Raw genomic sequence first — 24,738 nt, 5'->3', positions numbered from 1 at the left:
GCGAGGGTTCAGTGCCGGTGCTGGCGGGTCACGCCGGCATCGAATTGCGCGACGATCTGCTGCCAGCCGGCGCTTTCGAGCGCAGCGTCAGTGAGGTCTGTCGGGGCGGTGAGGGCTTTGCCGCGGTTGAGCCAGACGTCCGGAGCGTCGTCATCGGCGGTCAGGCGCATCAGAAACGAACCGGCCACGGTGGGCGTCTGGCTCTGCCCGAAGTAGGCCTTGGCCTCGAGCAACTGCCAGGCATGGCCGCCACGGCTGACGGAACTGGCATCCTGAGCGAACGGCGCAAAGCCTTCCTCGGCGAGGGCTGCCGGGGCGGGGAGCACTTGTTGTTCCTGGCGCAGCAGATGAATCTCGTCCAGGGTCACGCGCAAATCGGCGTAGATGCCTTGCTCGGAGGCGCTCAAATCGCGGCGCGCATCCAGCTGATGGCTGCTCACGCTATTCACTTCCTGGGACTCGCCGCGCCAGGCAACCACCGAGCCGGCAACCGCCAGGATCATCAGGCACAACAGCAAGACATAGAGGGTTTCATGGCCGGCACCGGCCGGACGGACGACTTGCGTGGTGGGCGTAGTCATGGGGCTTGGATGTCCGCTTGGTCGATTTCGACGACGTGGCCGGGGCCGGCATCAAACAGCACGTAGAACTCGGCGCCGGGTTTCTTGAAAGTGAGGGTCGAATCGGCGCCCAGTTTGCCCGGTACCAGGATGGTCTCGTCATAGCCGATCACGTCCAGAGTCACCCCCGGCGCGCCGCTGCCATCGGAAAAACCGCCGGTGCATTGAATCTGTTCGGCGTCGATAGCCTTGCACTCGCACATCGGGTTGTGGGCCAGGGCGCTGGCGCTGAAACCGGCGCACAGCACCAGCAACGCGGCGCTGAGAGGACGGATAGCGTTGATCATGGTTTGCCTCCTTGTGTATTCAGCCAGGCGAGGGTAGCGGGGGAGGCCTGACTCAGAGGAATGGACGCCTGATGCATGGCGCCATCCCAGCCTTCCATGGTGATCCACAGCTCGGCGTCGGCCTTGGTTTTTTCCGGGATCGGCAGCATCGCGCCCATGCGGTACGGCGTGCCGAAGAAAATCACCCCGGCGGCGCGCAGGCTGCGCGGTTTGCCGATGCGCAGGTAAGTCGCCTTGACCTGGTCGCGGCAGCTGTCGCACAGCGCCGCGTTGAAGTTCTTCATGTAACCGGCCGGGCCATCGGGCCGCGGTGCTTCGTTGCGCAACTCGGCCAGGCGCACGCTCCACGGCCCGACCTGAACCTCACCGATTTCCCGCTCACCCAGACCGGTGTCACCGCGAAACAGCGCGGCATCGGCGAAGTACTTGGGCATGAAACCCAGGGGAACCAGCAACAGCAGAACGTTGATGTGGAAGCGCCATTTGTGCCAGAAACGGCTTAGCTTTGAAGCCGGTTTTTCCGCGATGAACAGGCTCATTGGCTGATCTCCGTTGTCTCGCGGCTGTTGGCCGTAGCGGTTTCATCGATGTCGGCAGCGCGTGGACGCTTGTTGCTGCGCTTCAGGGCATTGGCCGTGGCCAGAGCGGTGCGCTTGGTCCAGATCAGCAGGCCGCTGAGGACCATCATGCTCAGGAGCAGACCGAAGAAGAACCAGATCAGTTTGATCCAGAGACCGCCGAAATCGCCGGTGTGCAGCGGCCGCATGGATTCGGTCACCAGCTCCAGGCCAGAGCGGTCCGACAGCAAGCGGGTGGCGACGATGTCACCGGTGTAGGGGTTGACCTCGGCGGTCTGGAACATCAACGGATACCAACTGCGTCCGCCAACCGACAGGTAGCTATAGGCGTTGGCAGGCAGGCTGACAAAGCTGTCTTCCAAGCCGGGAATGCGTTCCTTGGCCTGCGCAATCGCGGCCTCCAGGCTGATCATCGGCGCCGGCGAGCCATCGGTGGTTACCGGCACGCCTTCGCGCGGGACCACCAATGCCACTGGCGCCGTGGAAATTGAAACCTGGTTATCGAACATGAACGCTTCAATCAGGAACCAGGTGCTGGTGACGGAAATCACCGCGATGAACCAGATCGACCAGATGCCGCTGAGGCGGTGAAAGTCGCCCCAGAAAATCCGTGCGCCGTGACGAATGCGCAAGGTCGGTCGCAAGAAGCCTTTCCAGAAGCGCTTGTAGACCACCAGCCCGGTCACCAGCGACGCCAGCATTGGCAGACTGAGGAACGACACCAGGTACCAGCCCCAGCTGTAGCCATTGGTGAACGGCACCAGCCACCAGCCGTGCAGGGCGCGGGTAAATGCCTTGAAATTGAATTGCGGGGCCGTGCCCTGAATATCGCCGGTGTACGGGTTGACGTAGACCGTCACGGAGCGCCCGTCGGGGTAGCTGACCTCCACATCCAGCGCAAAGTGCGATTCGTCGGGACGACTGATGGACTCGACGAGAGTGTTGGGCTCAGCCTTTTTGATGGCGGCGATGATCTGGTCGTAGTTGAGCAGCGGCGCATCGTCGGAGGGTTGGCTGGCGCGCATTTGCGGGTTGGCCAGCCAGACGATTTCCTGGCTGACCACCGCCAGGGTGCCGGTCACGCAGACGATCAGCACGAAAAACCAGATCGGCAGCGCGAGCCAGCTATGGACCAGAAACCAGAGTTTTGAACGGGATTTCTTCGACATGATTAAAGGTCTTGTTTCGATGAGAGGGCCTCTGCTGCGGGCTTCGTAGCGAGGAGGTCCATGAAAGGTCCGGCCGTGGCTTTTGCCTACGCGGTCTGACTGCATCTATATAAGACGGATGAGCATCGAAAATCCCGAAGGGCTATATGAAAGAAAATGTTTCGCGTTCCTGCAACGCATCACCCTGTGGGAGCGGGCTTGCTCGCGAAGGCGTCGGAACATCCAACATCACTATGTCAGACAGATCGCATTCGCGAGCAAGCCCGCTCCCACAGGTTCTGTTTTCACATTTGATGAAGGTGGTGCGTCGATCCAACACGAAACATGGTTCACGGGATCACTTTCAGGCCATTGATGGGTTCGGGCCACTCCCTAAGATGGAGCGCAGACGCCTGTCACCCGCGAGCCTGAGCGAGCACACCCATGACCCCAGCAAGAACCCTCTACGACAAACACATCGATTCTCATACGGTGTGTCGCCTCGATGACCAGGGCCATGTCCTGTTGTACATCGATCGGCAAGTCATCAACGAATACACCAGCCCCCAGGCCTTTAGCGGTTTGCGCGAGGCCAAACGCGGGGTCTGGCGTGCCGGAACCGCGTTGGCGGTGGTGGATCACGTCAACCCTACGGCACCGGTACGCACCGCCGCCATGCCCGACCCCGGAGGCGCGCGGCAGGTGTCGTATCTGGCGGAGAACTGCCGGGATTTCGGCATCGAACTGCTCGACATCCTCGACAAGCGCCAAGGCATCGAACACGTCATTGCACCGGAGCAGGGCTTCATCCTGCCAGGCATGGTGATTGCCGCGGGTGACAGTCACACCTCCACGTATGGCGCTCTCGGTGCGTTCGGCTTCGGCATCGGTACATCCGAGATCGAACACCTGCTGGCGTCCCAGACTCTGGTCTACAAACGCCTGAAAAGCATGCGCGTGACAGTTGAGAACGCGTTGGCACCGGGGCTGACGTCCAAGGACGTGATCATGGCGCTGATCGGCCGGATCGGCGCGTCGGGTGCCACTGGTTATGCCATCGAATTTTGCGGTTCGACCATCGATGCCCTGAGCGTCGAAGCACGCATGACCATTTGCAACATGGCCGTGGAGGCCGGCGCCCGGGGCGCATTCATGGCGCCGGACGAAAAAGTCTTCGCCTACCTCAAGGGCAAGCCCCGCGCGCCCAAAGGCGAGTTGTGGGAGCGCGCCGTCGAGAAATGGCGCGCCTTGCACAGTGACTCGCACGCCCAGTTCGACCGTGAGGTTCATTTGGACGCCAGCGCTCTGGAGCCCATGGTGACCTGGGGCACCAGCCCGGATCAGGCCGCACCGATTGGTGCTCGCGTCCCTGATCCGCAAGACGTCAGCGACCTGATTCTGCGGCAGGACATGCGCCGCGCCCTGAACTACATGGGCCTGGAAGCGGGCATGCCGCTGAGCGAAATCGTCATCAGCCACGCGTTTATCGGCTCGTGCACCAACGCGCGCATCGAAGACCTGCGCGATGCCGCCAGCGTCGTGCGTGGCAAACAAGTCGCCAAGCATGTGCGGGCGATGATCGTGCCCGGTTCTACCGAAGTCCGTAACCAGGCCGAAGCCGAGGGGCTGGCGGCGATCTTTATCGACGCCGGGTTCGAGTGGCGGCAGTCCGGTTGTTCGATGTGCCTGGCCATGAACGATGACGTGCTGGCGCCCGGCGACCGCTGCGCGTCCAGCACCAACCGCAATTTTGAAGGCCGACAGGGCGCTGGCGCCCGCACTCACCTGATGAGTCCGGCCATGGTCGCCGCCGCTGCGATCACCGGCCGCCTCACCGACATCCGACACTTCGGAGACCGCCCATGAGCCTGCAACCTTTCACCCAGGTCAGCGGCAAGGCCGCGCCGATGCTGGCGGCCAACATCGACACCGACGTGATCATGCCCAAGCAGTTTCTCAAGGGCATCGACCGCAAGGGGCTGGATCGCGGCTTTTTTTTCGATCTGCGGTTTTTTCCGGATGGTTCGCTCAACCCTGAGTTCGTACTGAACCAGCCGGCGTGGCAGGGCGCGAGCTTCATGGTGGTCGGGCCGAATTTCGGCTGCGGATCGAGCCGGGAACATGCGGTCTGGGGTTTGAAACAGATGGGTATCCGGGCGCTGATCGGCAGCAGTTTTGCCGGGATCTTCTATGACAATTGCCAGCGTAACGGGGTGTTGTTGATCACCCTGGAAGAATCGCAATCGCAGCGCCTCGGTCGGGTGGTCAGTCAACCTGACAGTGCGCAGATTGATGTGGATCTCGAGTCGCAGCAGATTCGACTGCAGGACGGGCAGGTTATCGCGTTCGACATCGACACCTTGCGCAAGACTTCACTGTTGCTCGGCCTCGATGCCATCGGCAGCACGCTTCAGCGTAGCGACCAAATCAAACTTTTCGAACGCGAGCATCTGACCGCCAACCCCTGGCTAAGCTAAACGCAAATCCCCTTTGGGAGCGGGCTTGCTCGCGAAGGCGGTGGTTCAGTCGACATCAATGTTGAATGGCCCACTGCTTTCGCGAGCAAGCCCGCTCCCACAGGTTGGATTGCATTGGCTACACCGACAACCCCTTGAAATGCTCCTGCAAAAACTCCACACACGCCCGCAACTTTCCGGAATACGCCAGCCGCGTCGGGTACACCGCCCAGACGTTGGCGCTTTGGGTGTACGCCGGCAGCAACTGGACCAACAGTCCCTGGTCCAGCAGCGGTTTCACATCCCACAAGGAGCGCAGCAACACCCCGCGCCCATCCAGTGCCCACTGCAAGACAATCTCCCCGCTGTTGGACGACAACGGCCCGCTGACCCGCACGCTGTCCTGAACCCCGTCACGCTCCAGATTCCACACGCCGAACGCGTTGTCCCGTTCCTTGAGCACCAGGCAGTCGTGTTGCTCCAGATCGCTCAGTGTTTCAGGCATACCCCGACGTTGCAGATACGCCGGCGCCGCACACAGTACCCGTCGGTTAGTCACCAGCCGCCGACCGATGTGCTGACCGGGAATGTCATCACCGACACGAATCTCCAGGTCGAAACCTTCGCTCACGATGTCCACCACCCGGTCGAACAAGTCCAGGCGAATCTCCAGGTCGGGATAACGTTCGGCCAGTAACGACAGGGCCGGCGCCACGTGAATGCGCCCGAAACCGAAACTGGTGCACAGGTGCAGACGCCCGCGCGGACTGTCATGGGCGTCGGAGAGTTCGTCATGCAGTTGCTGAAAGTCATCGAGAATCCGCAAGGCCCAGCGCTGGACCCGCTCGCCGTCTTCGGTGAGGGCGATGCGGCGGCTGGTGCGGTGCAGCAGACGGGTGCCGAGGGTGGTTTCGAGAATCTGGATGCGTTTGCTGACGTAGGCGGGCGACAGGCCCAGTTCATCCGCGGCGGCGGCGAAACCGCTCTTGCGGATGACGGTGAGCAATACGCGCAGGTCTTCGGGTAGGGGCACGGTGTCTTTCTTGATGGTCATGTCAGAGCGAACACTGGCGGCATGAGCCGCCAGCATAGCATCGCCGCAACAGGGGAATCCGGCAGTAAAACCCGGGGATCAGCGCAGGAAACCCAGCACTTCGGCGAGCAGCAGTTCAGGCGCTTCTTCGGCGATGTAATGACCGGTGGGCAAGGCTTTTCCGCGGACATCGGTGGCGACGTGTTGCCATTCCTTGAGCGGTTCGAAGCAACGCCCGACCGTGCCTTCAGCGCCCCACAACACCAGCAATGGCAGGTTCACGTGCCGACCGGCCGCGATATCGGCGCGGTCGTGGTCCAGATCAATACTGGCGCTGGCGCGGTAGTCCTCGCAGATCCCGCGTGCGGTGCCCGACAGTTTCAGGCAGCGCAGGTATTCGCCAAAGGCTTCAGGGGTGAACGGCTTGAGCCCGGCGCTGCGGCTACCCATCACGCTGCGCAGATAGGCTTCGGGGTCAGCTTCAATCAGGGTTTCCGGCAGCGGCGCCGGGCGGATCAGGAAAAACCAGTGCCAGTAGGCACGGGCAAAGGCTTCGTTGGTTTGCGCGTACATCGACAGGGTCGGCGCGATGTCGAGCAGCACCATGCGCTGCACGGCATCGGGATGATCCAGCGCCAGGCGATGAGCGACGCGGGCACCACGGTCGTGGGCCAGCACCGAGAATCGGTCGAAACCCAGGGACTTCATCAGCTCGACGCCGTCCTTGGCCATTTCGCGTTTGCAATAGTGGGTGTGGTGATCGTTGGCCGGCGGTTTTCCGCTGTCGCCGTAACCGCGCAGGTCGGCGGCGATCACGGTGAAGTGTTCGGCCAGTTGTTCGGCGACCTTGTGCCAGATGACGTGGGTCTGCGGATGGCCGTGCAGCAGTAACAAGCCCGGCCCGCTGCCGCCGATGCGGTAAGCAATATCCACACCGTTGACGTGGCGCTCGTCTTTGAGGAATCCGGCGAACATGGGGTGACTCCTTGCAATAGATGCCGCCATCCTGAAATCCCTGGGTGCTTACGGCAAGGTGTGAAGCGTGGTGTGCCTGTTCATGAAATGTGTACAAGGAGGGCGGTGCGGTGTCTGTGCGGGCCTCTTCGCGAGCAAGCCCGCTCCCACATTGGATCTGCGGTGTACACAAAGCCAATGTGGGAGCGGGCTTGCTCGCGAAAGGGCCCTGTCAGGTACCGAAAATCTCAACCCTGCTGAAACATTTCCTTGGCCCGCTGCTCAATCTGCTCCTGAGACAAGTCCTCCTTGTGCGTGGCCAGAAACCACAGATGGCCGTAGGGATCTTTCAAAGTCCCCGTGCGGTCGCCATAAAACTGATCCTTGACCTCGGACACCACCGTTGCACCGGCATCAATGGCCTGTTTAAAAGACGTGTCCACATCGTTCACATACAAATGCAGCCCCACGGAAGGGGAATTGTCAGGATTGCTCAGTGGACCCTGATCGCACGGCGTGCCCAGCATGATCGGGCAATCACCGATGCGCAGTTCGGCGTGGCCGATACCGCCGTCGGGCATGGCCAGGCGCATGGTTTCGGTAGCGCCAAAGGCTTTCTTGTAGAACTCGATGGCTTCGGCAGCTTTTTGAATGCCCAGATAAGGCGTGATGCTGTGATAACCCTCTGGAATAGGTTTGATACTCATGATGGATCTCCCTGTTCTTGTCGTGAGTTGATGAGATTGAATCGCTGGTCTGCGGCAACTCGATAATTGTAGGTGCCGCCGAAGGCTGCGATCTCTTGATTTTTGATCTTCAGCACTCGCCAAGTTCACAAAAGTTCGAAGTCTGCGGCAGCGCCTGCAGGCGTGATTCGAGCAATAACGCCACTGTTTAACCATGAACAGCGAAGCAACAGATTGTTCGGGTTCATCACCGTGAAGTCATGGGGATAGCCTTGAGTCGCCCGAAGTCATTGGCTTTGGCGCTCGGCACAGAAGCTGCAATGACTCTCGTCATCACTGGTGCCGAGAGTCTTGTATGTCTGAGTCTGCCGTTTATCCGATCAACCCAGCGGCCGCCCATCGATCGCCGACGAAGCCGAAGGGAGCGTGGCTTGCTCGCGAACGCCGCACCGCTATTTCCGATCGGTCTGCGACTCAAGCAGCTGCGCCCCCGGCCCCTGTTCCCCCAGCACATCGCCAAAATTACGCAACGGACACGCCTCCATCGACAGACACCCGCACCCGATACAGCCATTGAGCCGGTCCCGCAGCAAGGTCAGCTGATTGATCCGTTCATCCAGATCCCGACTCCACTGCGCCGACAACACCTTCCAGTCCTCCGCCGTCGGTGCGCGGTTATCCGGCAGGGACTTGAGCGCCTCGCCAATCTCCGCCAAGGGAATGCCCAGCCGCTGGGCCACTTTGATCAGTGCCACCCGCCGCAATACTTCCCGTGGGTATCGCCGCTGATTGCCTTGATTGCGTTGGCTTTTGATCAGTCCCTTGGACTCGTAAAAGTGCAGCGCTGTCACCGCCACGCCGCTGCGCGCAGCCACTTGGCCGACGGTCAGTTCCTTGTGCAGGTTTTCCGAGGTGATCATTTTAAAAATGCCTCTTGACCTCTAGTTAACTCGAGGTTTTACCCTGCACGCCTTCGGATCGCAAGATCCGTCTTACGTATGAGTGGGGGCTATTCATGCAAGCGCCAGAAAAAAATCGCAGCTTCACCCAACTGATCGAATTCGAGATCGAACCTCACCAGCAACCCGCATTGGTGTCGGCGCTGTCGGCACAAACCGAACGCCTGGCCCAGCGCTACTCAGGTTTTCTGAGCGCCAGTATCCAGACCAGCGACGACGGCCGGCGGGTACTCAATTACCTGCAATGGCAATCCCGCGAGGCGGGGGAGGCCGCGTTTCAGAGTTTTGAAAGCGGCGAACAGGATTTCTGGCAACTGATCCGCGCTCATCAGGCGAAAACCGTGACCTTCGGCTCGTTCCAGGTGCTGCACAGTCTGGAACGCAGCCACGACAACGCGCTGCATTGCAATCTAGTGAGTTAGATCGACAGCTGCATCAGGCGCTCGCCCTGTACGTTTTCCGTGGGTCGGCGCTTGTTCACCGCCAGCTCGCCGATCTTGATCAGCCGCGTGCGCGTCACGTTGCGGCTCAAGCCGAGCAGGGCGGCGGTGTGTACCTGGTTGTAATGGCTGAAGCGATAGGCCGCCCGCAGCAGCGCGTCTTCGACTTTCTCGTGCAGCGCGCCGGCCTGTTCCTCGAAGAGTTTCTGAAAGGCGCGGTCGAGCAAGGCTTGCGCTGAGTCGTCGACGTTGTTGTGGTAATCGTCCTGACGCTCGATGCGCATGTTCGACAGGCGCAGGTCATCGCGTTCGATCACGCCGTTGCGGCAGATCAGCAGGGTGTGGTGAATGACGTTTTCCAGTTCGCGGATGTTGCCCGGCCAACTGTAGCTGCGCAGTTTCAGTTCGGCCTCTTTGCTGATGGTGATGGTGCCGTAGCCCAGACGCTGGCTGTAGGCTTCGACGAAATGCCGGGTCAGCGGCAGGATGTCACCGGGGCGATCGCGAAGCGGGCTCAATTCCAGGCTGACCACGTCGAGGCGGTAATACAGGTCCTCGCGAAAGTGCCCGGCGTTGATGGCTTTTTCCAGTTGCACGTTGGTTGCCGCGAGCACACGCACGTCGATGGGAATGCTCTTGCGCGAACCCAGTCGCACCACTTCGCGTTCCTGCAAAACTCGCAGCAACTTGACCTGAATTGCCATCGGCAGATCGCCTATTTCATCGAGGAACAACGTGCCGCCGTCGGCCTCTTCGAACCAGCCGGCCTTGGCGCTCAGCGCACCGGTGAAGGCACCTTTTTCATGACCGAACAGCTCGGCTTCCACCAGGGATTCGGAGAACGCGCCGCAGTTCACTGCCACGAATGGCCGGTTGCGCCGGGCGCTGAGGTTGTGGATATGCCGCGCCACCAGCTCCTTGCCGGTGCCTGTTTCGCCGATGATCAGCACGCTGGCTTCACTCGGTGCGACCTGCTGTAAATGCGCGAGCAAGGCTTGGGATTTCGGGTCTTCGAACACCTGGGCAGTGGCGCGGATCGAAGTGGCCAGGGCGGGCGAGGGCGGTAAGGTCAGGAGCTGCATGGGAGGCAATCTCTATGAATAGAAGGTTGGAATCGGCAGGGACTGGTTCAGTGCCCAGTCACCCAGTTCATGGAGTTTGTAATCCACCGGGTCGTGCAGGGTTTGCGTGCGCAGGTTGCGCCAGTGGCGGTCCAGTCGCAGCGAGGCGTGGGTGGAACGGGCACCCGTGACCTCGAACAATCGGTTACAGATTTCCAGGCCGTTTCGCGTGGCGGCGACCTTGGCTGTGGCGATGGCGGTTGCCAGATGTCCGCGTTCCTCGACGCTGAGATTCGGACCTTTGGCCCAGGCTTTGTCGAGCAACCCGGCAGCACGCTCCACCAGCAGTCGAACGCTTTCGAGGGCGACCCAGAATTCGCCGTAATGGCCGAGTACATAAGGGTCCTGTCGCACGTCCTGAGTGCTGGATTTGTGCCACGGACGGGTTTCGGTAAGGGTGTATTGCCGCGCTTCCTCGAAGGCACCTTCGGCGATGCCGAGGAACATGTGCGTAAAGGTGAGTTGGGCAATCAATGGCCGCAGGCAAGCGAACGGTGTGCTCAGCGGGCCCGGGTCGAGCAGCAATTCTGACTCTTCGACCCGCACCCGTTCGAACGTCGCGCTGCCGCTGTCGGTCTGGCGCTGGCCCATGTTGTTCCAGTCATTGTGCAGGGTGATGCCACTGCGACCGCTGGGGATGGCGGCGATCAACAGTTTGCCGCCGGCGCTTTCGTCCACCGCCGAGGCGATCAGCATTTGCGAATCGCTGGCACCGGAGCAGAAGCTTTTCTTGCCGGAAAATTCACGCCAGCCGCCGAGGTTTTTCACCACGGTGCGGGTGTCCAGCGGGTTGAGGGCGTTGCCCCAGAACCAGTTCTTGCGGGCGGTCTGTTCGTACCACGGTTGCCACTGCTCGGGCCGGGCGAACAGGCGCACGGTGGCGAGCATCAAGTGATGAAAGCCAAAAACATGGGCAATCGAACTGTCGACCTTGGCGAACTCTCGCACGACACCCAGGGTTTCACTCCAGCTCGCGCCGAGGCCGCCGAACTGGACGGGAATACTTAACGCCAGCAGGCCGCTTTGGCGCAGCGCGTCACGTTCAGCCTTGGGCGTGCCGCCGCGCTCGTCACGCTCGACGGCGGTCAGGGCAAACTCAGCGGCCAACTGGCGGGCGGTCTGCAACGGAGTTAACAGGGCGTTTTGCGGCTTGGCAGTCACGCGGGGTTCCTTATGGATATCGACACAATCCCCTGTGGGAGGGGTTTGTTCGCGAAGGCGTCGTAACATTCAAAATAAATGTCGACTGTACGGACGCTTTCGCGAGCAAGCCCGCTCCCACAGGTATTGCGTGGTCAGGCCGTGGCTTTGGCAGGCAGCACATCATTGGCGATCATTTCGCCAAACGGCCCGGTGAGGTTGGTGACGCCGCGCCCGGCAAGGCTGGCGTACGGTTCCGGCAACAGCGGGAACACCAGCTCGGCAAAGCGATAGGCTTCTTCAAGGTGCGGATAACCAGAGAAGATGAAACTCTCGATCCCCAGGTCCGCGTATTCCTTGATCCGCGCCGCCACTTGCTGCGGACCGCCCACCAATGCCGTCCCGGCACCACCGCGCACCAGACCGACGCCGGCCCACAGGTTGGGCGAGATCTCCAGGTTGTCGCGACGCCCGTCATGTAAAGCCGCCATGCGTCGCTGACCTTCCGAATCAAACCGCGAGAACGACTTCTGCGCGGCGGCGATGGTGTCGTCGCTGATGTGCTCGATCAATTTGTCGGCGGCTTTCCAGGCCTCTTCGGCGGTCTCGCGAACAATCACGTGCAAGCGAATCCCGAACTTCACCGTGCGCCCGTTGCGTGCTGCACGCTCACGGACATCGGCGAGTTTTTCCGCCACGGCAGCCGGTGGCTCGCCCCAGGTCAGGTAGACATCGACCTGCTCGGCGGCGAGTTCATGGGCCGCCTCTGATGAACCGCCGAAGTACAACGGCGGATAGGGTTTCTGCACGGGTGGATACAGCGCCTTGGCGTTCTGCACTTGCAGGTGTTTGCCTTCGAAATCCACCGATTCACCTTGCAGCACCCGGCGCCAGATTTTCAGGAACTCATCGGTGACTTCGTAGCGTTCACTGTGATCGAGGAAGATGCCGTCGCCACGATTCTCGTCGGGGTCGCCACCGGTCACCACGTTGATCAGCAGACGGCCGTTGGATAAGCGATCCAGCGTGGCGGCCATGCGGGCCGAGACTGTCGGCGAGATGATCCCCGGTCGAATCGCCACCAGATAACGCAGGCGTTCGGTCAGTGGCACCAGGGCCGAGGCGATCACCCACGAGTCCTCGCAGGAACGTCCAGTGGGAATCAGCACGCCGTGGTAGCCAAGGCTGTCGGCAGCTTGCGCCACTTGTTTCAGGTAGTTGAGGGTCACCGGGCGCGCGCCTTGGGTCGTGCCCAGGTAATGGCCGTCGCCGTGGGTGGGCAGAAACCAGAAAACATCCATGAAGAAATCCTTAAGCGATTTTCAGCAGATTTTTGGGGTGCGCGCCGAACAACGGCGCGGCGCGTTCTGCAGCAAGGCGTATGCGGGCCTTCAAGGGCTCACTGGTTATTTGGTAATTGGAGAAATCGGCTTCGGTGGCGTAGACGCCAATCGGCAATGTCAGGGCTTGGAAGAAACTGAACAACGGGCGCAGCTGATGATCGAGCACCAGCGCATGCCGCTCGCTGCCACCGGTGGCCGCCAGCAGTACCGGCGTGTCGATCAACGCGTTGAGGTCGATCAGATCGAACAGGTGCTTGAGCAGGCCAGGGTATGAGCCGCGATAAACCGGTGCGGCGACGATCAGCAGGTCGGCGTTCTCGATGGCCTGCAGCTCGGCTTCGATGTCCGCGCTCAGTTCCTGGCGAGACAGTGCCGCGCCCAATGGCCGGGCAATGTCGCCCAGTTCGATCAGCTTGCTCTCGATCGGCAATTGCTCGGCCAGTTGTGCCAGTAGCGCCTGGGTCAGCACCAAAGTGCGGGACGGACGCCAGGTACCGCCGGAGAGGGCAACGACTTTCAATGGACGCGACATGATCAGTTCCTTTTTAAACAGTTGCTCTGGGAGCAGTGAGTAGTCACTGGGTTGAGCAAGAGCTGTACCAATCCCTCGGGGCCACGTTTTACGGGGCTTTCAGCGCATGGATGGGTGAGCGCTGTTCGATTTGAAGGGCTGTTTGTTGATTGACTGTTGCCGGGCAAACAGTTGCGTGGGCAACAGTGCGTGAGGCGATGGGGTTGTTATAAAGGCTGATTGTTATTCCGTAAAAGACCATAAATTAATATTTATAGGTCATATGGGAATATGGGGTGTTGAATCCAAGGGGTGTTTAGCAAAACGAATAACGACTATCGAGAACGTTGATTTCTACCCGTTCAGTGGCGCGAGTAGCCTGTGTTCATTGCCCCGAACCCAGATGCCAGGACGCCAATCATGAAACCTCTACTCGCCACTTTCTTGCTGCTCGCCGCCTCGGTTCTCGCCGGATGTGCCAGCCACGTTTCCCCGGAACTGCGGCCCTACACCGCTGAAGAAAGCAAGGAACTGGCCTTGGAGGCGTTGAACCGCCGCGGTTTGTCCTTCGACGAATACCACGCGAAAAAAGCCGAATTGCTCGGCGAGCCGCAAAAGACTTTCAAGTTCGACAACCAAGGCGAAATGAATGCCGAGCGAGCTGTACAACTTCATGGTCGCCCAAGCTGAGCGACAACTGTACTGCTTGAAGTTTTGCGCAACTGTCCGTGGGTTTCCCTCAGTGCGTGCGATAGGGTCAACACCTGACTGACCTGATGGACTGCCGCTCATGACGCTTTCACTCGATCTGCTGCTGGGCTTTGCCCTGTTTGCGCTCGTCACCTCGATCACTCCGGGCCCGAACAACACCATGTTGCTGGCATCGGGCGTGAACTTCGGCTTTAACCGCACCATCCCCCACATGCTCGGCATTACTTGTGGTTTCTTTGTGCTGGTTGTGGCGGTCGGTTTCGGTCTGGGCGCAGTGTTTCAAACCTATCCCTTGCTCTACAGCGTGCTGCGTTACGTCGGCGCGGCGTACTTGCTGTACCTGGCGTGGAAAATCGCCCATTCCGGGCCAGTCTCGGATGGCGAGCAGAGCGAGGCGAAGCCGATCAGTTACCTGGGCGCCGCCGCCTTTCAGTGGGTCAATCCCAAGGCCTGGATCATGGCCATCGGTGCCATCAGCACCTACACGCCGATGCAGGGCTATTTCACCAACGTGATCGTGATTGCCGCCGTCTTCGCGCTGATCAACCTGCCGAGCGTTGGTGTGTGGGCCGCTTGCGGCACGCTGTTGCGCAATGTGCTGAAGGACCGTCGCTGGTTGCGCCTGTTCAACTGGGGCATGGCCGCGCTGCTGGTGGTTTCGTTGTATCCGTTATTGCTTGAAAGCTTTAGCTAACGCATTGCTTCAACCGGTTGCCCGATGCCTGTTAAGCTCGCTTTTCAGGAGCGTTCCTACGCACTTTTAAATGAAGTTGTTCTTCTTTAATGGCATCCGATCAGGTATTTCTAACGCTCTGAACGATCGGCGCAGCTCACGAGGCTGCGTTTTGACATTTCGGTGACGAGCTTCCTGATCCCGGAACACGCTCTGCGAGTCCTTATGAATAAACGTCCGCTGTATTTCGACTACGCCGCCACCACGCCGGTGGATGAGCGAGTCATCAAGGTCATGGTCGAGTGCCTGGGTTTTACCGGCAACTTCGGCAACCCGGCGTCCAGCTCCCATGCGTTCGGCCAACAGGCCCGGCAATCGGTCGAGCAGGCACGGCATCAAGTGGCGGAACTGGTCGGCGCCCAGGCGGAGCAGATCGTCTGGACCTCCGGCGCCACCGAATCCAACAACCTTGCCCTCAAGGGCGTGGCCCAGGCCCGTGGGGTATCAGGCGGCCATATCATCACCAGCCAGATCGAACACAAGGCGATCCTCGACACCGCGAAACAATTGCAGGATGCCGGTGTGGCAGTGACTTATCTGGTGCCGGATGCGCAAGGTCTGATCACCCCGCAAGCCGTCAGCGAGGCGATGCGCGAGGACACCTTTCTGGTGTCGCTGATGCTGGTCAACAACGAACTGGGCACCGTCAATGACATCCCGGCTATCGGCCAGGTGGTGCGTGATCGCGATGCGCTGTTCCATGTCGACGCGGCTCAGGGCGCGGGTAAAGTGGCGATCGACCTGGGCCGGTGGCCGGTGGATCTGATGTCCTTCTCGGCGCACAAAATCTACGGTCCCAAAGGCATCGGTGCGTTGTACGTTGGCCCTCGCGCGCAACAGCGTTTGCAGGCGCAGATTCACGGTGGCGGCCACGAGGGCGGTTTGCGTTCCGGCACCCTGGCGACGCACCAGATTGCCGCCATGGGCGTGGCGTTCGCGTTGGCGGCGACATTGTTCGATGAAGAAAAAGCCACGATCGTGCGTCTGCGTGAACGGTTGCTCGAACAATTGCTGAGCATCCCCGGCGTTCGCCTCAATGGCAGCCCGTCCCAGCGCATTCCCCATACCCTGAGCCTGACCTTCGACGAGGGCGAGTTCAATTCCGCAGCGTTGAGCCATTCGATCGCGTTTTCCGCGACTTCGGCCTGCAACTCCGCCAGCAATGCTCCATCCCACGTGCTGCTGGCCCTGGGGCACGATGCCCGCTCGGCGAGCCGCACCATTCGCTTGAGCCTGGGGCGTTTCACCACCGAGCAGGATATCGACCAAGCAGTGCAAATGATTAAAACGGCCTGCGCCAGTGCTCCGGCATTCTGGCAGTAGCGCTTTAAAGCGCCGGCGTTGATCGGCACTCAACAATAATGATGAAGTGGTTAGCAGGAGACACGATGAGTACGCAGCTTTCGATCAATGGATCGGTGCCCGAGCGCCTGGCGCAAACCCGCGAGCTGATGAGCCGGGAGGGCATTCATGCCCTGCTGGTGCCGTCGGCCGACCCGCACCTGTCGGAATATCTGCCGGGTTACTGGCAAGGGCGGCAATGGCTGTCGGGCTTCCATGGCTCGGTCGGCACGCTGATCGTGACGCCGGACTTTGCCGGCGTCTGGGCCGACAGTCGTTACTGGGAACAAGCCAGCAAGGAACTCAAGGGCAGCGGTATCGAACTGGTCAAGTTGCAACCGGGTCAACCCGGCCCGCTGGATTGGCTGGCGGAGCAAACCCCGGAAGGTGGTGTCGTCGCGGTGGATGGTGCGGTGATGGCTGTTGCCTCGGCGCGTACTTTGGGTGGCAAACTCGAAGAGCGAGGCGCACGCCTGCGTACCGACATCGACCTGTTGAACGAAGTCTGGAGCGACCGTCCGACGCTGCCAAACGAGCCAATCTATCAACACCTGCCGCCGCAAGCGACCGTCAGCCGTGGCGAAAAACTCGCCAAGTTGCGTGAAGTCTTGAAAGAGCGCGGGGCTGACTGGCATTTCATCGCCACCCTCGACGACATCGCCTGGCTGTTCAACCTGCGCGGCGGCGATGTGTCGTTCAATCCGGTGTTCGTCTCTTTCGCCTTGATCAGCCAGCAGCGGGCCACCTTGTTCGTGGCTCTGAGCAAAGTTGATGCCGAATTACGCGCAATCCTTGAGCAGGATGGCGTGACCCTGCGCGATTACAGCGAAGTGGCCGATGCCTTGCGCGCCGTGCCGAGCGGCGCGAGCCTGCAAGTCGATCCGGCGCGAGTGACTGCCGGTCTGCTGGATAACCTGAACAGTGGCGTGAAACTGGTCGAAGGTTTGAACCCGACGACCCTGGCCAAATCGCAGAAAAGCCTGGCCGATGCCGAGCACATTCGTCAGGCCATGGAGCAGGACGGCGCGGCACTGTGCGAGTTCTTCACCTGGCTGGACACGGCGTTGGGTCGTGAGCGCATCACTGAACTGACCATCGACGAACACCTGACGGCCGCGCGTACCCGACGTCCGGGTTACGTGTCGCTGAGCTTCAACACCATCGCGGCGTTCAACGCCAATGGCGCAATGCCGCACTACCACGCCACCGAGGAAGAACACGCGGTGATTGAGGGTGACGGTCTGTTGCTGATCGACTCTGGCGGTCAATACCTGGGTGGTACCACCGACATCACGCGGATGGTGCCGGTCGGTACGCCGACGGATGAGCAGAAACGCGATTGCACCCGCGTGCTCAAAGGCGTGATTGCCTTGTCCCGCGCACAGTTCCCGAAAGGCATTTTGTCGCCGTTGCTGGACTCTATTGCCCGTGCGCCGATCTGGGCTGAAAGTGTCGACTACGGTCACGGCACCGGCCATGGCGTCGGCTATTTCCTGAACGTTCACGAAGGTCCGCAAGTCATCGCCTATCAGGCCGCCGCGGCACCGCAAACGGCGATGCAGCCGGGCATGATCACTTCCATCGAGCCGGGCACCTATCGTCCGGGCCGCTGGGGTGTGCGAATCGAGAACCTGGTGTTGAACCGTGAAGCAGGCAAGAGCGAGTTCGGCGAGTTCCTGAAGTTCGAAACCCTGACCCTGTGCCCGATCGACACTCGCTGCCTGGAACCGTCGCTGCTGACCGAAGACGAAAAGCAGTGGTTCAACGCCTACCACGCCGAGGTGCGCGAGCGCTTGAGTCCGTTGCTCGACGGTGCGGCCCTTGAGTGGTTGAACACTCGAACCGCCGCTATCTGATCGGCCGCAGTTCAGGCGCTTGTTCGAGCGCCTGGCTCATGTAATCGACAAAGGCTTTGATCCTGGCGGATTGGCGACGATTCGCCGGGGACACGGCGTGAATCGGCAGCGATTGCGGGGTGTAGTCCTGCAAAATCGCCGTCACCCGCCCAGCCTTCAGATCCTCGCTGAATAGCCATACCGGCGACAGCGCAATCCCCAATCCCCCCAGCACCATCTCGCGAATCGCTTCGGAGTTGTTGCTTTGCGCATTGCCCTTGATCCGCACTTCATGGCGTCTGGCATCTTTCTCGTAAACCCACAGGTTTTGACTGTTCAGCAGGTTGAACAGGAGGCAATTGTGCGCGCTCAATGCCTGCGGCGTTTGCGGCTGGCCGTATTGCGCCAGGTACTCAGGCGCTGCAACGGTCACCCGGTGGGTAGTGCCGATACGGCGGGCGATCAAGCCGCTGTCATTTAGCTCGCCGATCCTGAACGTGACATCCAGGCCTTCGCTGACCAAGTCTTGATTCTGATCGCTCAATTGCAGGTCGATGTCGATCTCGGGATGGCGTTTGAGGAATTCCGGTAGTCGCGGCGCAATCTGCAATCGCCCGAAGCTGACCGATGAGCCGATTCTCAGATGCCCGGCGATGGTTTCCCGGCCGGATTGGAAGCTGTGCTCTGCCGCGTCCACTGATGCGAGGATCTGTCGGCATTCGTTGTAGTACCGCTGGCCTTCGTCAGTCAGGGATAGCTTGCGGGTGCTGCGGGCAATCAGCTTTCCACCCAGCCGGGTTTCCAGTGCGCTCAGCACTTTGCTGATAGTCGGCTGGCTGGTCTGCAATTCCCGGGCAACCGCAGAAAAGCTGCCGCGCTCCACTACCCGGACGAAGATAGCCATCGCATTGAGTTTGTCCACTGGGTTCCTCATTGATGCTGTATGGGCATGGTCACTATAGCTATTTGGCGTCTTATCGACATGAGTGGGTTGGCGGAAGATTGATCCTACAGCCACCTCTGACGGGAAATTGCGAAATGACTGACCCACTTGAAATGCGCGTTCTGATTGTCGACTCGGCTAACGCACCGCTACGCTTGGCTTCCATTCAACGACCTGTACCTGGAGCGGGCCAGGTGTTGGTCAGGATCCAGGCCAGTGGTGTGAACCCTCTGGACGGGAAAATCCGTTCCGGTCAGGCCGCCCATGCGCGACAACCGCTGCCGGCGGTATTGGGCCTGGATCTGGCCGGAACTGTTGAGGCATTGGGGGAGGGCGTCAGTGGATGGCGGCCGGGTGATGAGGTCTATGCCATGGCCACTGGCATCGGAGGGGCGCAGGGTTCGCTGGCGGAATACGCTGCGGTCGATGCAAGACTGCTGGCGCGCAAACCGGGCAATCTGACTATGCGTGAGGCGGCGGGGTTGCCGTTGGTACTGATCACGGCGTGGGAGGGCCTGGTGGACCGTGTTCGGGTGCGGGAGGGGCAGAAAGTGCTGATTCACGGTGGGGCGGGTGGCGTAGGTCATGTGGCGGTGCAAATCGCCCGGGCATTCGGTGCCGAGGTGTTCGCCACGGGGTCAATCGGCCAGCAATCGATCATCGAAGGGTTCGGTGCGACGTTTATCGATTACCGCAAATCCTCCGTTGAGGAGTACGTGGCGGAGCATACCGCTGGAGAGGGGTTCGACGTCGTCTACGACACGGTGGGTGGGGAAACCCTGGATGCGTCGTTCAAGGCTGCTCGTGTTTATGACGGTCATGTGGTGAGTTGCCTTGGTTGGGGACAGCACAGCCTTGCCCCGCTTTCGTTTCGTGGGGCGACATATTCCGGTGTGTTTACCTTGTTGCCATTGCTGACCGGCAAGGGGCGAGAGCATCACGGGGAGATTCTTCGTGAGGCGGCTCGGTTGATCGAAGCGGGCCAACTCAAACCCTTTCTCGACCCTCGGCAGTTCACGTTGCAAACCGCCGAGGCCGCCCATGAGCTGCTCATTTCGGGAGCTGCGCAGGGGCGGTTGGTCATCGAGATTTAACTCAGGGCTTCAAGGACGAAGTCCAACCGATCTTGGCCGAAGAACAGCTGGTTATCGACAAACATGCTCGGAGCGCCGAACACGGCTCGCTGGACTGCTTTCTCGGTGTTGTCCTTGAGCGTGGCTTTGACTTCTTCATCGGCGGTCAGGGCCAGTACTTCATTGGGATCGAAACCGTTTTGTGTCAGCACTGCCGCGACAGTTGCCGGGTCGTCGAGGCTGCGGCCCTCGACCCAAAGGGCATTAAACAGGCACTGGATAAACGCTGGAAAACGATCGGGGTGGCGCAACTGCATGCCCGTGACCGCGCGCATGAGCATCAGGGTGTTGATAGGGAAATGCGGATTGAATTTCAGCGGCACGCCGTAACGTCTGGCATAGCGGTCCAAGTCCTGAAACATGTAGCGACCCTTGGCCGGAATGGTCGCCGGGGAAGCGTTTCCGGTGGCTTTGAATACGCCGCCCAGCAGTATCGGAACGTAGATCAGCTGACTGTCGGTCTGCTCGCAAATCTTTGGCAGTTGGGTGTACGCCAGGTAGGTGGCGGGGCTGCCGAGGTCGAAAAAGAACTCCACGCTTTTGCTCATGGTTATTGCACTCTGCTTATTGTTATAGGGGAGGGCTTACCAGCGTTCGTTCCAGGGGCGCAGGTCCAGCTCGAAGGTCCAGGCGTCGCGGGGCTGGCTGTGCAAGTACCAATAATTCTCGGCGATGTGCTCGGGATTGAGGATGCCGTCCTGGTCCTTGGTCGCGTACTTTTCGGGGAAACTGTCGCGGATAAAATCGGTATCAATGGCGCCGTCCACTACCACATGGGCAACGTGAATGTTCATGGGGCCCAGTTCGCGAGCCATGCTTTGTGCCAGCGCCCGAATCCCGTGCTTGGCGCCGGCGAATGCCGCAAACCCTGCTGCACCACGCATGCCGGCGGTGGCCCCGGTGAACAGGATGGTGCCCCGTTGACGCTTGGCCATGCGCTTGGCTACTTCTCGGGCATTGAGAAATCCTGAAAAACAGGCCATTTCCCAGATCTTGAAATACTTGCGGGCGGTTTCTTCGAGAATGCTGCACGGCACGTTGGCACCGATGTTGAAGACGAACGCTTCGATGGGGCCGATCTGGCTTTCGATCTGCTCGACCAATGCAATCACGTCGTCTTCCTTGCGCGCATCACAGGCAAAGCCGTGAGCTTCACCGCCATTGGCCTTGATGGCATCCACCAGCGGCTGGAGTTTGTCCGCGCTGCGCCGGGTGACGCATGCGACGAAGCCTTCTTGGGCAAAACGTTTTGCGATGGCGCCGCCGGTGGCATCACCCGCGCCGACAACCAGTACGACCTTCTTGTTATTCATGGGTAGGGTCCTTTTGCTAAACGATCGTTAACTGAACGAACGTTATGCTACGATTCGACTAGCGTCAAGGCAATCAACCTGAGGGCAAGGCAATGCGTTACTCGGCCAATCACAAGCTGGAAACCAAAGAAAAACTGCTGGAAAGCAGCGCGGTGTCGGCCAAGAAGTCTGGATTTTCTACCGTCGGTGTCGACGGCTTGATGAAGGCGATTGGCTTGAGTGGCGGGGCGTTTTACAGTCACTTTTCGTCGAAGGACGAACTGTTCGCTTCAATCGTCGAGCGTGAGTTGTGTCAAAGCCTGGCCCGTCTGGGAGCCGACCAGGACCGAGGCAAGCTTGAGCGTTGTCTGAAGCATTACCTGACTATGGCTCATGTCGAGCACCCGGAATCCGGTTGTGCTCTGCCGGCCTTGGGAGCAGAAATTGCCCGTTCAGATATCCTGATTCGCCAGCAGGCGGAGAACTGGATTTGTCGGCTTCAGGAGAGTTGGGCGCAGGTTCTGGAAAGTGACAGCCTGGCCTGGGCGATTCTGTCGCAATGCATCGGTGCATTGGTGGTGGCGCGGATGCTGGCTACGCCAGACCTCCAGCGGCGGGTGCTGAAGTCCAGTTACGATGAGATTGGCCGCCAGATCGCAGGTCCTAGAACCTGACAAGGCGGCATCAACCTATTTGCAGATGACGATCATGCTGCGGCTGGTATAGCCGGCGGGGTTGAGGCCGAACGGGTAATCACCGGGTTCTTCCACGCTATCCCCCGATTTGGCAATAACCTTGTACCCCTTGGGTGCGCAAGAGTTGGCGGCGCTGGTGTAGCATTTGTCCCAGGATGACGAAAGCCCGGAACAGTTGATATGAAGTCCTTTCTTGTTGCGTTTGACATGAGTTTCCGATGTCGCCGCGCAACCCGCAACTGCAAGTACGGCGATCAGTATCAAAATTCGTTTCATTGCTGTCCTTAATAGCGTCCCCGGATCTTGCGCCCGGGTTAGGCTGTATTCGCTTTCGCTTGAAGCGTTTTATATCCCTACCTTGAAAAGTCCATGACTGACACTGGGTTACGGGCCTAAACATGGCCTAATTGAGCGGCAAATACCAGACCCGCGTCAAATCCTGTCTCAATCCGCCGCGACCGCAGGCTTTGCGTTACTCCCCATGGTCATGGTCGCGCCGACGGAAGCCAGAATGATGCACATGATGGCCATCCACTGTGACAGCGTGAGGTATTCCTGGAGGAACAACAGGCCGGACAGTGCGCCGATCGCAGGTTCAATGCTCATCAGCGTGCCGAAGGTCCGGGCCGGCATTCGGGTGAGGGCGACCATCTCCAGCGTGTAGGGCAGCGCGGTGGAGAGAAGGGCGACACCGATGGCCACTGGGATCAGAGATGGAGTCAGCAGTGCAGCGCCAGCATGGACAATGCCGATAGGGGCTACGAACAAAGCGGCAATCATCACCCCCAGTGCTGCGGTCTGCACGCCATTGTCGGCACCGGCCTTTTGGCCGAACAGGATGTACAGCGCCCAGCAGACCCCTGCGCCCAAAGCATAGCCGGCGCCTACCAGATCGATTCCCGCGGCCGCAGTTCCTATAGGTATTAACAGCAGCAAACCTGCGGCGGCCAGGGCTATCCAAAGAAAGTCGATCGCGCGACGTGAGGCATAGATTGCGACCGCCAGTGGTCCGGTGAACTCCAGCGCTACTGCGATACCTAGAGGTACTGTCTGCAACGACATATAAAAGAGGAAGTTCATGCCGCCCAGCGCCATCCCGTAGACGATGACAGTGCGCAGGGATTTAGCAGTGAGTTTCGCCCGCCATGGGCGCAGTAGCAGCACCATGATCACGCTGGCGAAGATCAGGCGCAGGGTGGTCGTTCCCTGAGCGCCAATGACAGGGAACATGCTTTTGGCCAGGGAGGCTCCCGACTGGATCGATGCCATGGCTATTAATAGCAGGCCAACCGAGAACAGGGTTGAGGCAAGACTGCGAGGCTGGTCATTCATTGCGTGGCATCATCCAAAGTAGGAAGCGAGAGCGTCGTTCTATGTGTTGGGCAATATACTGCGCAATCGCTACCGGTCCGTCTATATATAAGCAGTGTTTTTGAGCATCTTGATAGAAAGGTGTAATTAACGGTTGACGGCAGATTCTGGACGTCTATAATTCGCCCCACTTCCGGCGCAGTCGAAACGGAAAACTCCTTGGTAAACAAAGAGTTGCGCAGTTTTCGACAGCGAGTTGCTTCAGGTCATCGAAGCCTGGAAGGAGTTGAAAGGGCAGGGTTGTGTGGCTCTTTTGACGGTTCGATCTTCTCGGTCGACAGCGGTGAAAAAGAGGTGTTGACAGCAGCGAGTAACGCTGTAGAATTCGCCTCCCGCTAACGAGAGATCGAAAGCGCAAGTGGTTGAAGTTGCAGAGGAAACTTTGAAAACTTCGGAAAATAACCGCTTGACAGCAACAGAGGCTGCTGTAGAATGCGCGCCTCGGTTGAGACGAAAGATCTTAACCAACCGCTCTTTAACAACTGAATCAAGCAATTCGTGTGGGTGCTTGTGGAGTCAGACTGATAGTCAACAAGATTATCAGCATCACAAGTTACTCCGCGAGAAATCAAAGATGTAGCCAACGATTGCTGAGCCAAGTTTAGGGTTTCTTAAAAACCCAAAGATGTTTGAACTGAAGAGTTTGATCATGGCTCAGATTGAACGCTGGCGGCAGGCCTAACACATGCAAGTCGAGCGGCAGCACGGGTACTTGTACCTGGTGGCGAGCGGCGGACGGGTGAGTAATGCCTAGGAATCTGCCTGGTAGTGGGGGATAACGCTCGGAAACGGACGCTAATACCGCATACGTCCTACGGGAGAAAGCAGGGGACCTTCGGGCCTTGCGCTATCAGATGAGCCTAGGTCGGATTAGCTAGTTGGTGAGGTAATGGCTCACCAAGGCGACGATCCGTAACTGGTCTGAGAGGATGATCAGTCACACTGGAACTGAGACACGGTCCAGACTCCTACGGGAGGCAGCAGTGGGGAATATTGGACAATGGGCGAAAGCCTGATCCAGCCATGCCGCGTGTGTGAAGAAGGTCTTCGGATTGTAAAGCACTTTAAGTTGGGAGGAAGGGCAGTTACCTAATACGTATCTGTTTTGACGTTACCGACAGAATAAGCACCGGCTAACTCTGTGCCAGCAGCCGCGGTAATACAGAGGGTGCAAGCGTTAATCGGAATTACTGGGCGTAAAGCGCGCGTAGGTGGTTCGTTAAGTTGGATGTGAAATCCCCGGGCTCAACCTGGGAACTGCATTCAAAACTGTCGAGCTAGAGTATGGTAGAGGGTGGTGGAATTTCCTGTGTAGCGGTGAAATGCGTAGATATAGGAAGGAACACCAGTGGCGAAGGCGACCACCTGGACTGATACTGACACTGAGGTGCGAAAGCGTGGGGAGCAA

The 24,738-nt window shown here is 59.6% G+C and carries 26 protein-coding genes and 1 rRNA gene (1 of these 27 running past the window's edge); 10 read left to right on the top strand and 17 right to left on the bottom strand.

The window, feature by feature from the left end; translation table 11 throughout:
• Window positions 1-8: 8 nt before the first annotated feature.
• From ACA055_RS21000 to ACA055_RS20985, 4 genes are read right to left on the bottom strand one after another with little or no spacing between them, the layout of a single operon-like run.
• The gene (locus ACA055_RS21000) at window positions 9-581 is read right to left on the bottom strand and encodes a DUF6162 family protein (protein ID WP_497680393.1); all 573 of its coding nucleotides are present in this window, start codon (window positions 579-581) and stop codon (window positions 9-11) included.
• Complete coding sequence (locus ACA055_RS20995) at window positions 578-907, bottom strand: hypothetical protein (protein WP_497680392.1); 330 nt, start codon at window positions 905-907, stop codon at window positions 578-580. The genes ACA055_RS21000 and ACA055_RS20995 overlap by 4 nt, the downstream gene beginning before the upstream one ends.
• Window positions 904-1,446, bottom strand: coding sequence for a PA2404 family protein (locus ACA055_RS20990; protein ID WP_497680391.1), 543 nt, complete (start codon window positions 1,444-1,446; stop codon window positions 904-906). The genes ACA055_RS20995 and ACA055_RS20990 overlap by 4 nt, the downstream gene beginning before the upstream one ends.
• Entirely contained in the window at window positions 1,443-2,654 is a 1,212-nt protein-coding gene (locus ACA055_RS20985; RefSeq protein WP_497680390.1) for a PepSY-associated TM helix domain-containing protein, read from the bottom strand. Before ACA055_RS20985 ends, ACA055_RS20990 begins: the two co-directional genes overlap by 4 nt.
• 423 nt (window positions 2,655-3,077) lie before the next feature.
• On the opposite strand from ACA055_RS20985, the gene leuC reads away from it, so the two are divergent.
• Complete coding sequence (gene leuC, locus ACA055_RS20980) at window positions 3,078-4,499, top strand: 3-isopropylmalate dehydratase large subunit (protein WP_497680389.1); 1,422 nt, start codon at window positions 3,078-3,080, stop codon at window positions 4,497-4,499.
• Window positions 4,496-5,110: a 3-isopropylmalate dehydratase small subunit gene (leuD, locus tag ACA055_RS20975; protein ID WP_497680388.1), complete on the top strand. Its 615-nt coding sequence runs from the start codon at window positions 4,496-4,498 to the stop codon at window positions 5,108-5,110. Before leuC ends, leuD begins: the two co-directional genes overlap by 4 nt.
• Before the next feature lie 118 nt (window positions 5,111-5,228).
• Here the strand turns inward: leuD and ACA055_RS20970 are convergent, their stop codons facing one another.
• The 4 genes from ACA055_RS20970 to soxR all read right to left on the bottom strand — a co-directional run bounded on the left by ACA055_RS20970 (window position 5,229) and on the right by soxR (window position 8,682).
• Complete coding sequence (locus ACA055_RS20970; protein ID WP_497680387.1) at window positions 5,229-6,179, bottom strand: LysR substrate-binding domain-containing protein; 951 nt, start codon at window positions 6,177-6,179, stop codon at window positions 5,229-5,231.
• 42 nt (window positions 6,180-6,221) lie between these two features.
• Window positions 6,222-7,097, bottom strand: coding sequence for an alpha/beta fold hydrolase (locus ACA055_RS20965; RefSeq protein WP_497680386.1), 876 nt, complete (start codon window positions 7,095-7,097; stop codon window positions 6,222-6,224).
• Between the two features lie 227 nt (window positions 7,098-7,324).
• Window positions 7,325-7,783, bottom strand: coding sequence for a VOC family protein (locus ACA055_RS20960; protein ID WP_497680385.1), 459 nt, complete (start codon window positions 7,781-7,783; stop codon window positions 7,325-7,327).
• Between the two features lie 431 nt (window positions 7,784-8,214).
• Window positions 8,215-8,682: a redox-sensitive transcriptional activator SoxR gene (soxR, locus tag ACA055_RS20955; RefSeq protein WP_497680384.1), complete on the bottom strand. Its 468-nt coding sequence runs from the start codon at window positions 8,680-8,682 to the stop codon at window positions 8,215-8,217.
• A gap of 95 nt (window positions 8,683-8,777) precedes the next feature.
• Between soxR and ACA055_RS20950 the strand changes: the two genes are divergently transcribed.
• Window positions 8,778-9,143, top strand: coding sequence for an antibiotic biosynthesis monooxygenase (locus ACA055_RS20950; protein WP_497680383.1), 366 nt, complete (start codon window positions 8,778-8,780; stop codon window positions 9,141-9,143).
• Here ACA055_RS20950 and ACA055_RS20945 read toward each other — a convergent pair.
• The 4 genes from ACA055_RS20945 to msuE all read right to left on the bottom strand — a co-directional run bounded on the left by ACA055_RS20945 (window position 9,140) and on the right by msuE (window position 13,297).
• Window positions 9,140-10,243 (bottom strand): sigma-54 interaction domain-containing protein, encoded by a 1,104-nt coding sequence (locus tag ACA055_RS20945; RefSeq protein WP_497680382.1) that lies wholly within the window; start codon window positions 10,241-10,243, stop codon window positions 9,140-9,142. The genes ACA055_RS20950 and ACA055_RS20945 overlap by 4 nt on opposite strands.
• A 12-nt stretch (window positions 10,244-10,255) precedes the next feature.
• A complete protein-coding gene (locus ACA055_RS20940; RefSeq protein ID WP_497680381.1) occupies window positions 10,256-11,443 on the bottom strand; it encodes an acyl-CoA dehydrogenase family protein in 1,188 nt (395 codons plus the stop codon).
• A gap of 134 nt (window positions 11,444-11,577) precedes the next feature.
• Complete coding sequence (gene ssuD / locus ACA055_RS20935; RefSeq protein ID WP_497680380.1) at window positions 11,578-12,723, bottom strand: FMNH2-dependent alkanesulfonate monooxygenase; 1,146 nt, start codon at window positions 12,721-12,723, stop codon at window positions 11,578-11,580.
• A 10-nt stretch (window positions 12,724-12,733) separates the two neighbouring features.
• Window positions 12,734-13,297, bottom strand: a complete 564-nt coding sequence (gene msuE, locus ACA055_RS20930) for an FMN reductase (RefSeq protein ID WP_497680379.1) — start codon at window positions 13,295-13,297, stop codon at window positions 12,734-12,736.
• 399 nt (window positions 13,298-13,696) lie between these two features.
• Here msuE and ACA055_RS20925 point away from each other — a divergent pair, with 399 nt between their 5' ends.
• From ACA055_RS20925 to ACA055_RS20910, 4 genes are all read left to right on the top strand, one after another.
• A complete protein-coding gene (locus ACA055_RS20925; RefSeq protein WP_497680378.1) occupies window positions 13,697-13,966 on the top strand; it encodes a hypothetical protein in 270 nt (89 codons plus the stop codon).
• Window positions 13,967-14,066: 100 nt separating this feature from the next.
• Complete coding sequence (locus ACA055_RS20920) at window positions 14,067-14,681, top strand: LysE family translocator (RefSeq protein ID WP_497680377.1); 615 nt, start codon at window positions 14,067-14,069, stop codon at window positions 14,679-14,681.
• Window positions 14,682-14,885: 204 nt separating this feature from the next.
• Entirely contained in the window at window positions 14,886-16,043 is a 1,158-nt protein-coding gene (locus ACA055_RS20915; protein WP_497680376.1) for a cysteine desulfurase family protein, read from the top strand.
• A 65-nt stretch (window positions 16,044-16,108) separates the two neighbouring features.
• Window positions 16,109-17,917 (top strand): aminopeptidase P family protein, encoded by a 1,809-nt coding sequence (locus ACA055_RS20910; RefSeq protein WP_497680375.1) that lies wholly within the window; start codon window positions 16,109-16,111, stop codon window positions 17,915-17,917.
• On the opposite strand, the gene ACA055_RS20905 is transcribed toward ACA055_RS20910, so the two are convergent.
• Window positions 17,910-18,830, bottom strand: coding sequence for a LysR family transcriptional regulator (locus ACA055_RS20905; RefSeq protein ID WP_497680374.1), 921 nt, complete (start codon window positions 18,828-18,830; stop codon window positions 17,910-17,912). The two genes, ACA055_RS20910 and ACA055_RS20905, sit on opposite strands and share 8 nt — an antisense overlap.
• 104 nt (window positions 18,831-18,934) lie before the next feature.
• Between ACA055_RS20905 and ACA055_RS20900 the strand changes: the two genes are divergently transcribed.
• Entirely contained in the window at window positions 18,935-19,933 is a 999-nt protein-coding gene (locus ACA055_RS20900) for a zinc-dependent alcohol dehydrogenase family protein (protein WP_497680373.1), read from the top strand.
• Here the strand turns inward: ACA055_RS20900 and ACA055_RS20895 are convergent.
• Window positions 19,930-20,520, bottom strand: a complete 591-nt coding sequence (locus ACA055_RS20895) for a 2-hydroxychromene-2-carboxylate isomerase (protein ID WP_497680372.1) — start codon at window positions 20,518-20,520, stop codon at window positions 19,930-19,932. The two genes, ACA055_RS20900 and ACA055_RS20895, sit on opposite strands and share 4 nt — an antisense overlap.
• 36 nt (window positions 20,521-20,556) lie before the next feature.
• The gene (locus tag ACA055_RS20890) at window positions 20,557-21,285 is read right to left on the bottom strand and encodes an SDR family oxidoreductase (RefSeq protein ID WP_497680371.1); all 729 of its coding nucleotides are present in this window, start codon (window positions 21,283-21,285) and stop codon (window positions 20,557-20,559) included.
• Window positions 21,286-21,377: 92 nt separating this feature from the next.
• Between ACA055_RS20890 and ACA055_RS20885 the strand changes: the two genes are divergently transcribed.
• Window positions 21,378-21,938: a TetR/AcrR family transcriptional regulator gene (locus ACA055_RS20885; RefSeq protein ID WP_497680370.1), complete on the top strand. Its 561-nt coding sequence runs from the start codon at window positions 21,378-21,380 to the stop codon at window positions 21,936-21,938.
• A 15-nt stretch (window positions 21,939-21,953) separates the two neighbouring features.
• Here the strand turns inward: ACA055_RS20885 and ACA055_RS20880 are convergent, their stop codons facing one another.
• On the bottom strand, window positions 21,954-22,235 hold the full coding sequence (locus ACA055_RS20880; RefSeq protein ID WP_497680369.1) for a hypothetical protein: 282 nt from the start codon (window positions 22,233-22,235) through the stop codon (window positions 21,954-21,956).
• Window positions 22,236-22,403: 168 nt separating this feature from the next.
• A complete protein-coding gene (rhtA, locus tag ACA055_RS20875) occupies window positions 22,404-23,291 on the bottom strand; it encodes a threonine/homoserine exporter RhtA (RefSeq protein ID WP_497680368.1) in 888 nt (295 codons plus the stop codon).
• A gap of 670 nt (window positions 23,292-23,961) precedes the next feature.
• On the opposite strand from rhtA, the gene ACA055_RS20870 reads away from it, so the two are divergent.
• A 16S ribosomal RNA gene (locus tag ACA055_RS20870) occupies window positions 23,962-24,738 on the top strand (it continues 762 nt past the right edge of the window).

The organism is Pseudomonas sp. LBUM1657, assembly GCF_059716075.1.
The sequence above is the reverse complement of the archived record's forward strand: the minus strand, read 5'-3'. Positions and strand labels throughout refer to the sequence as shown.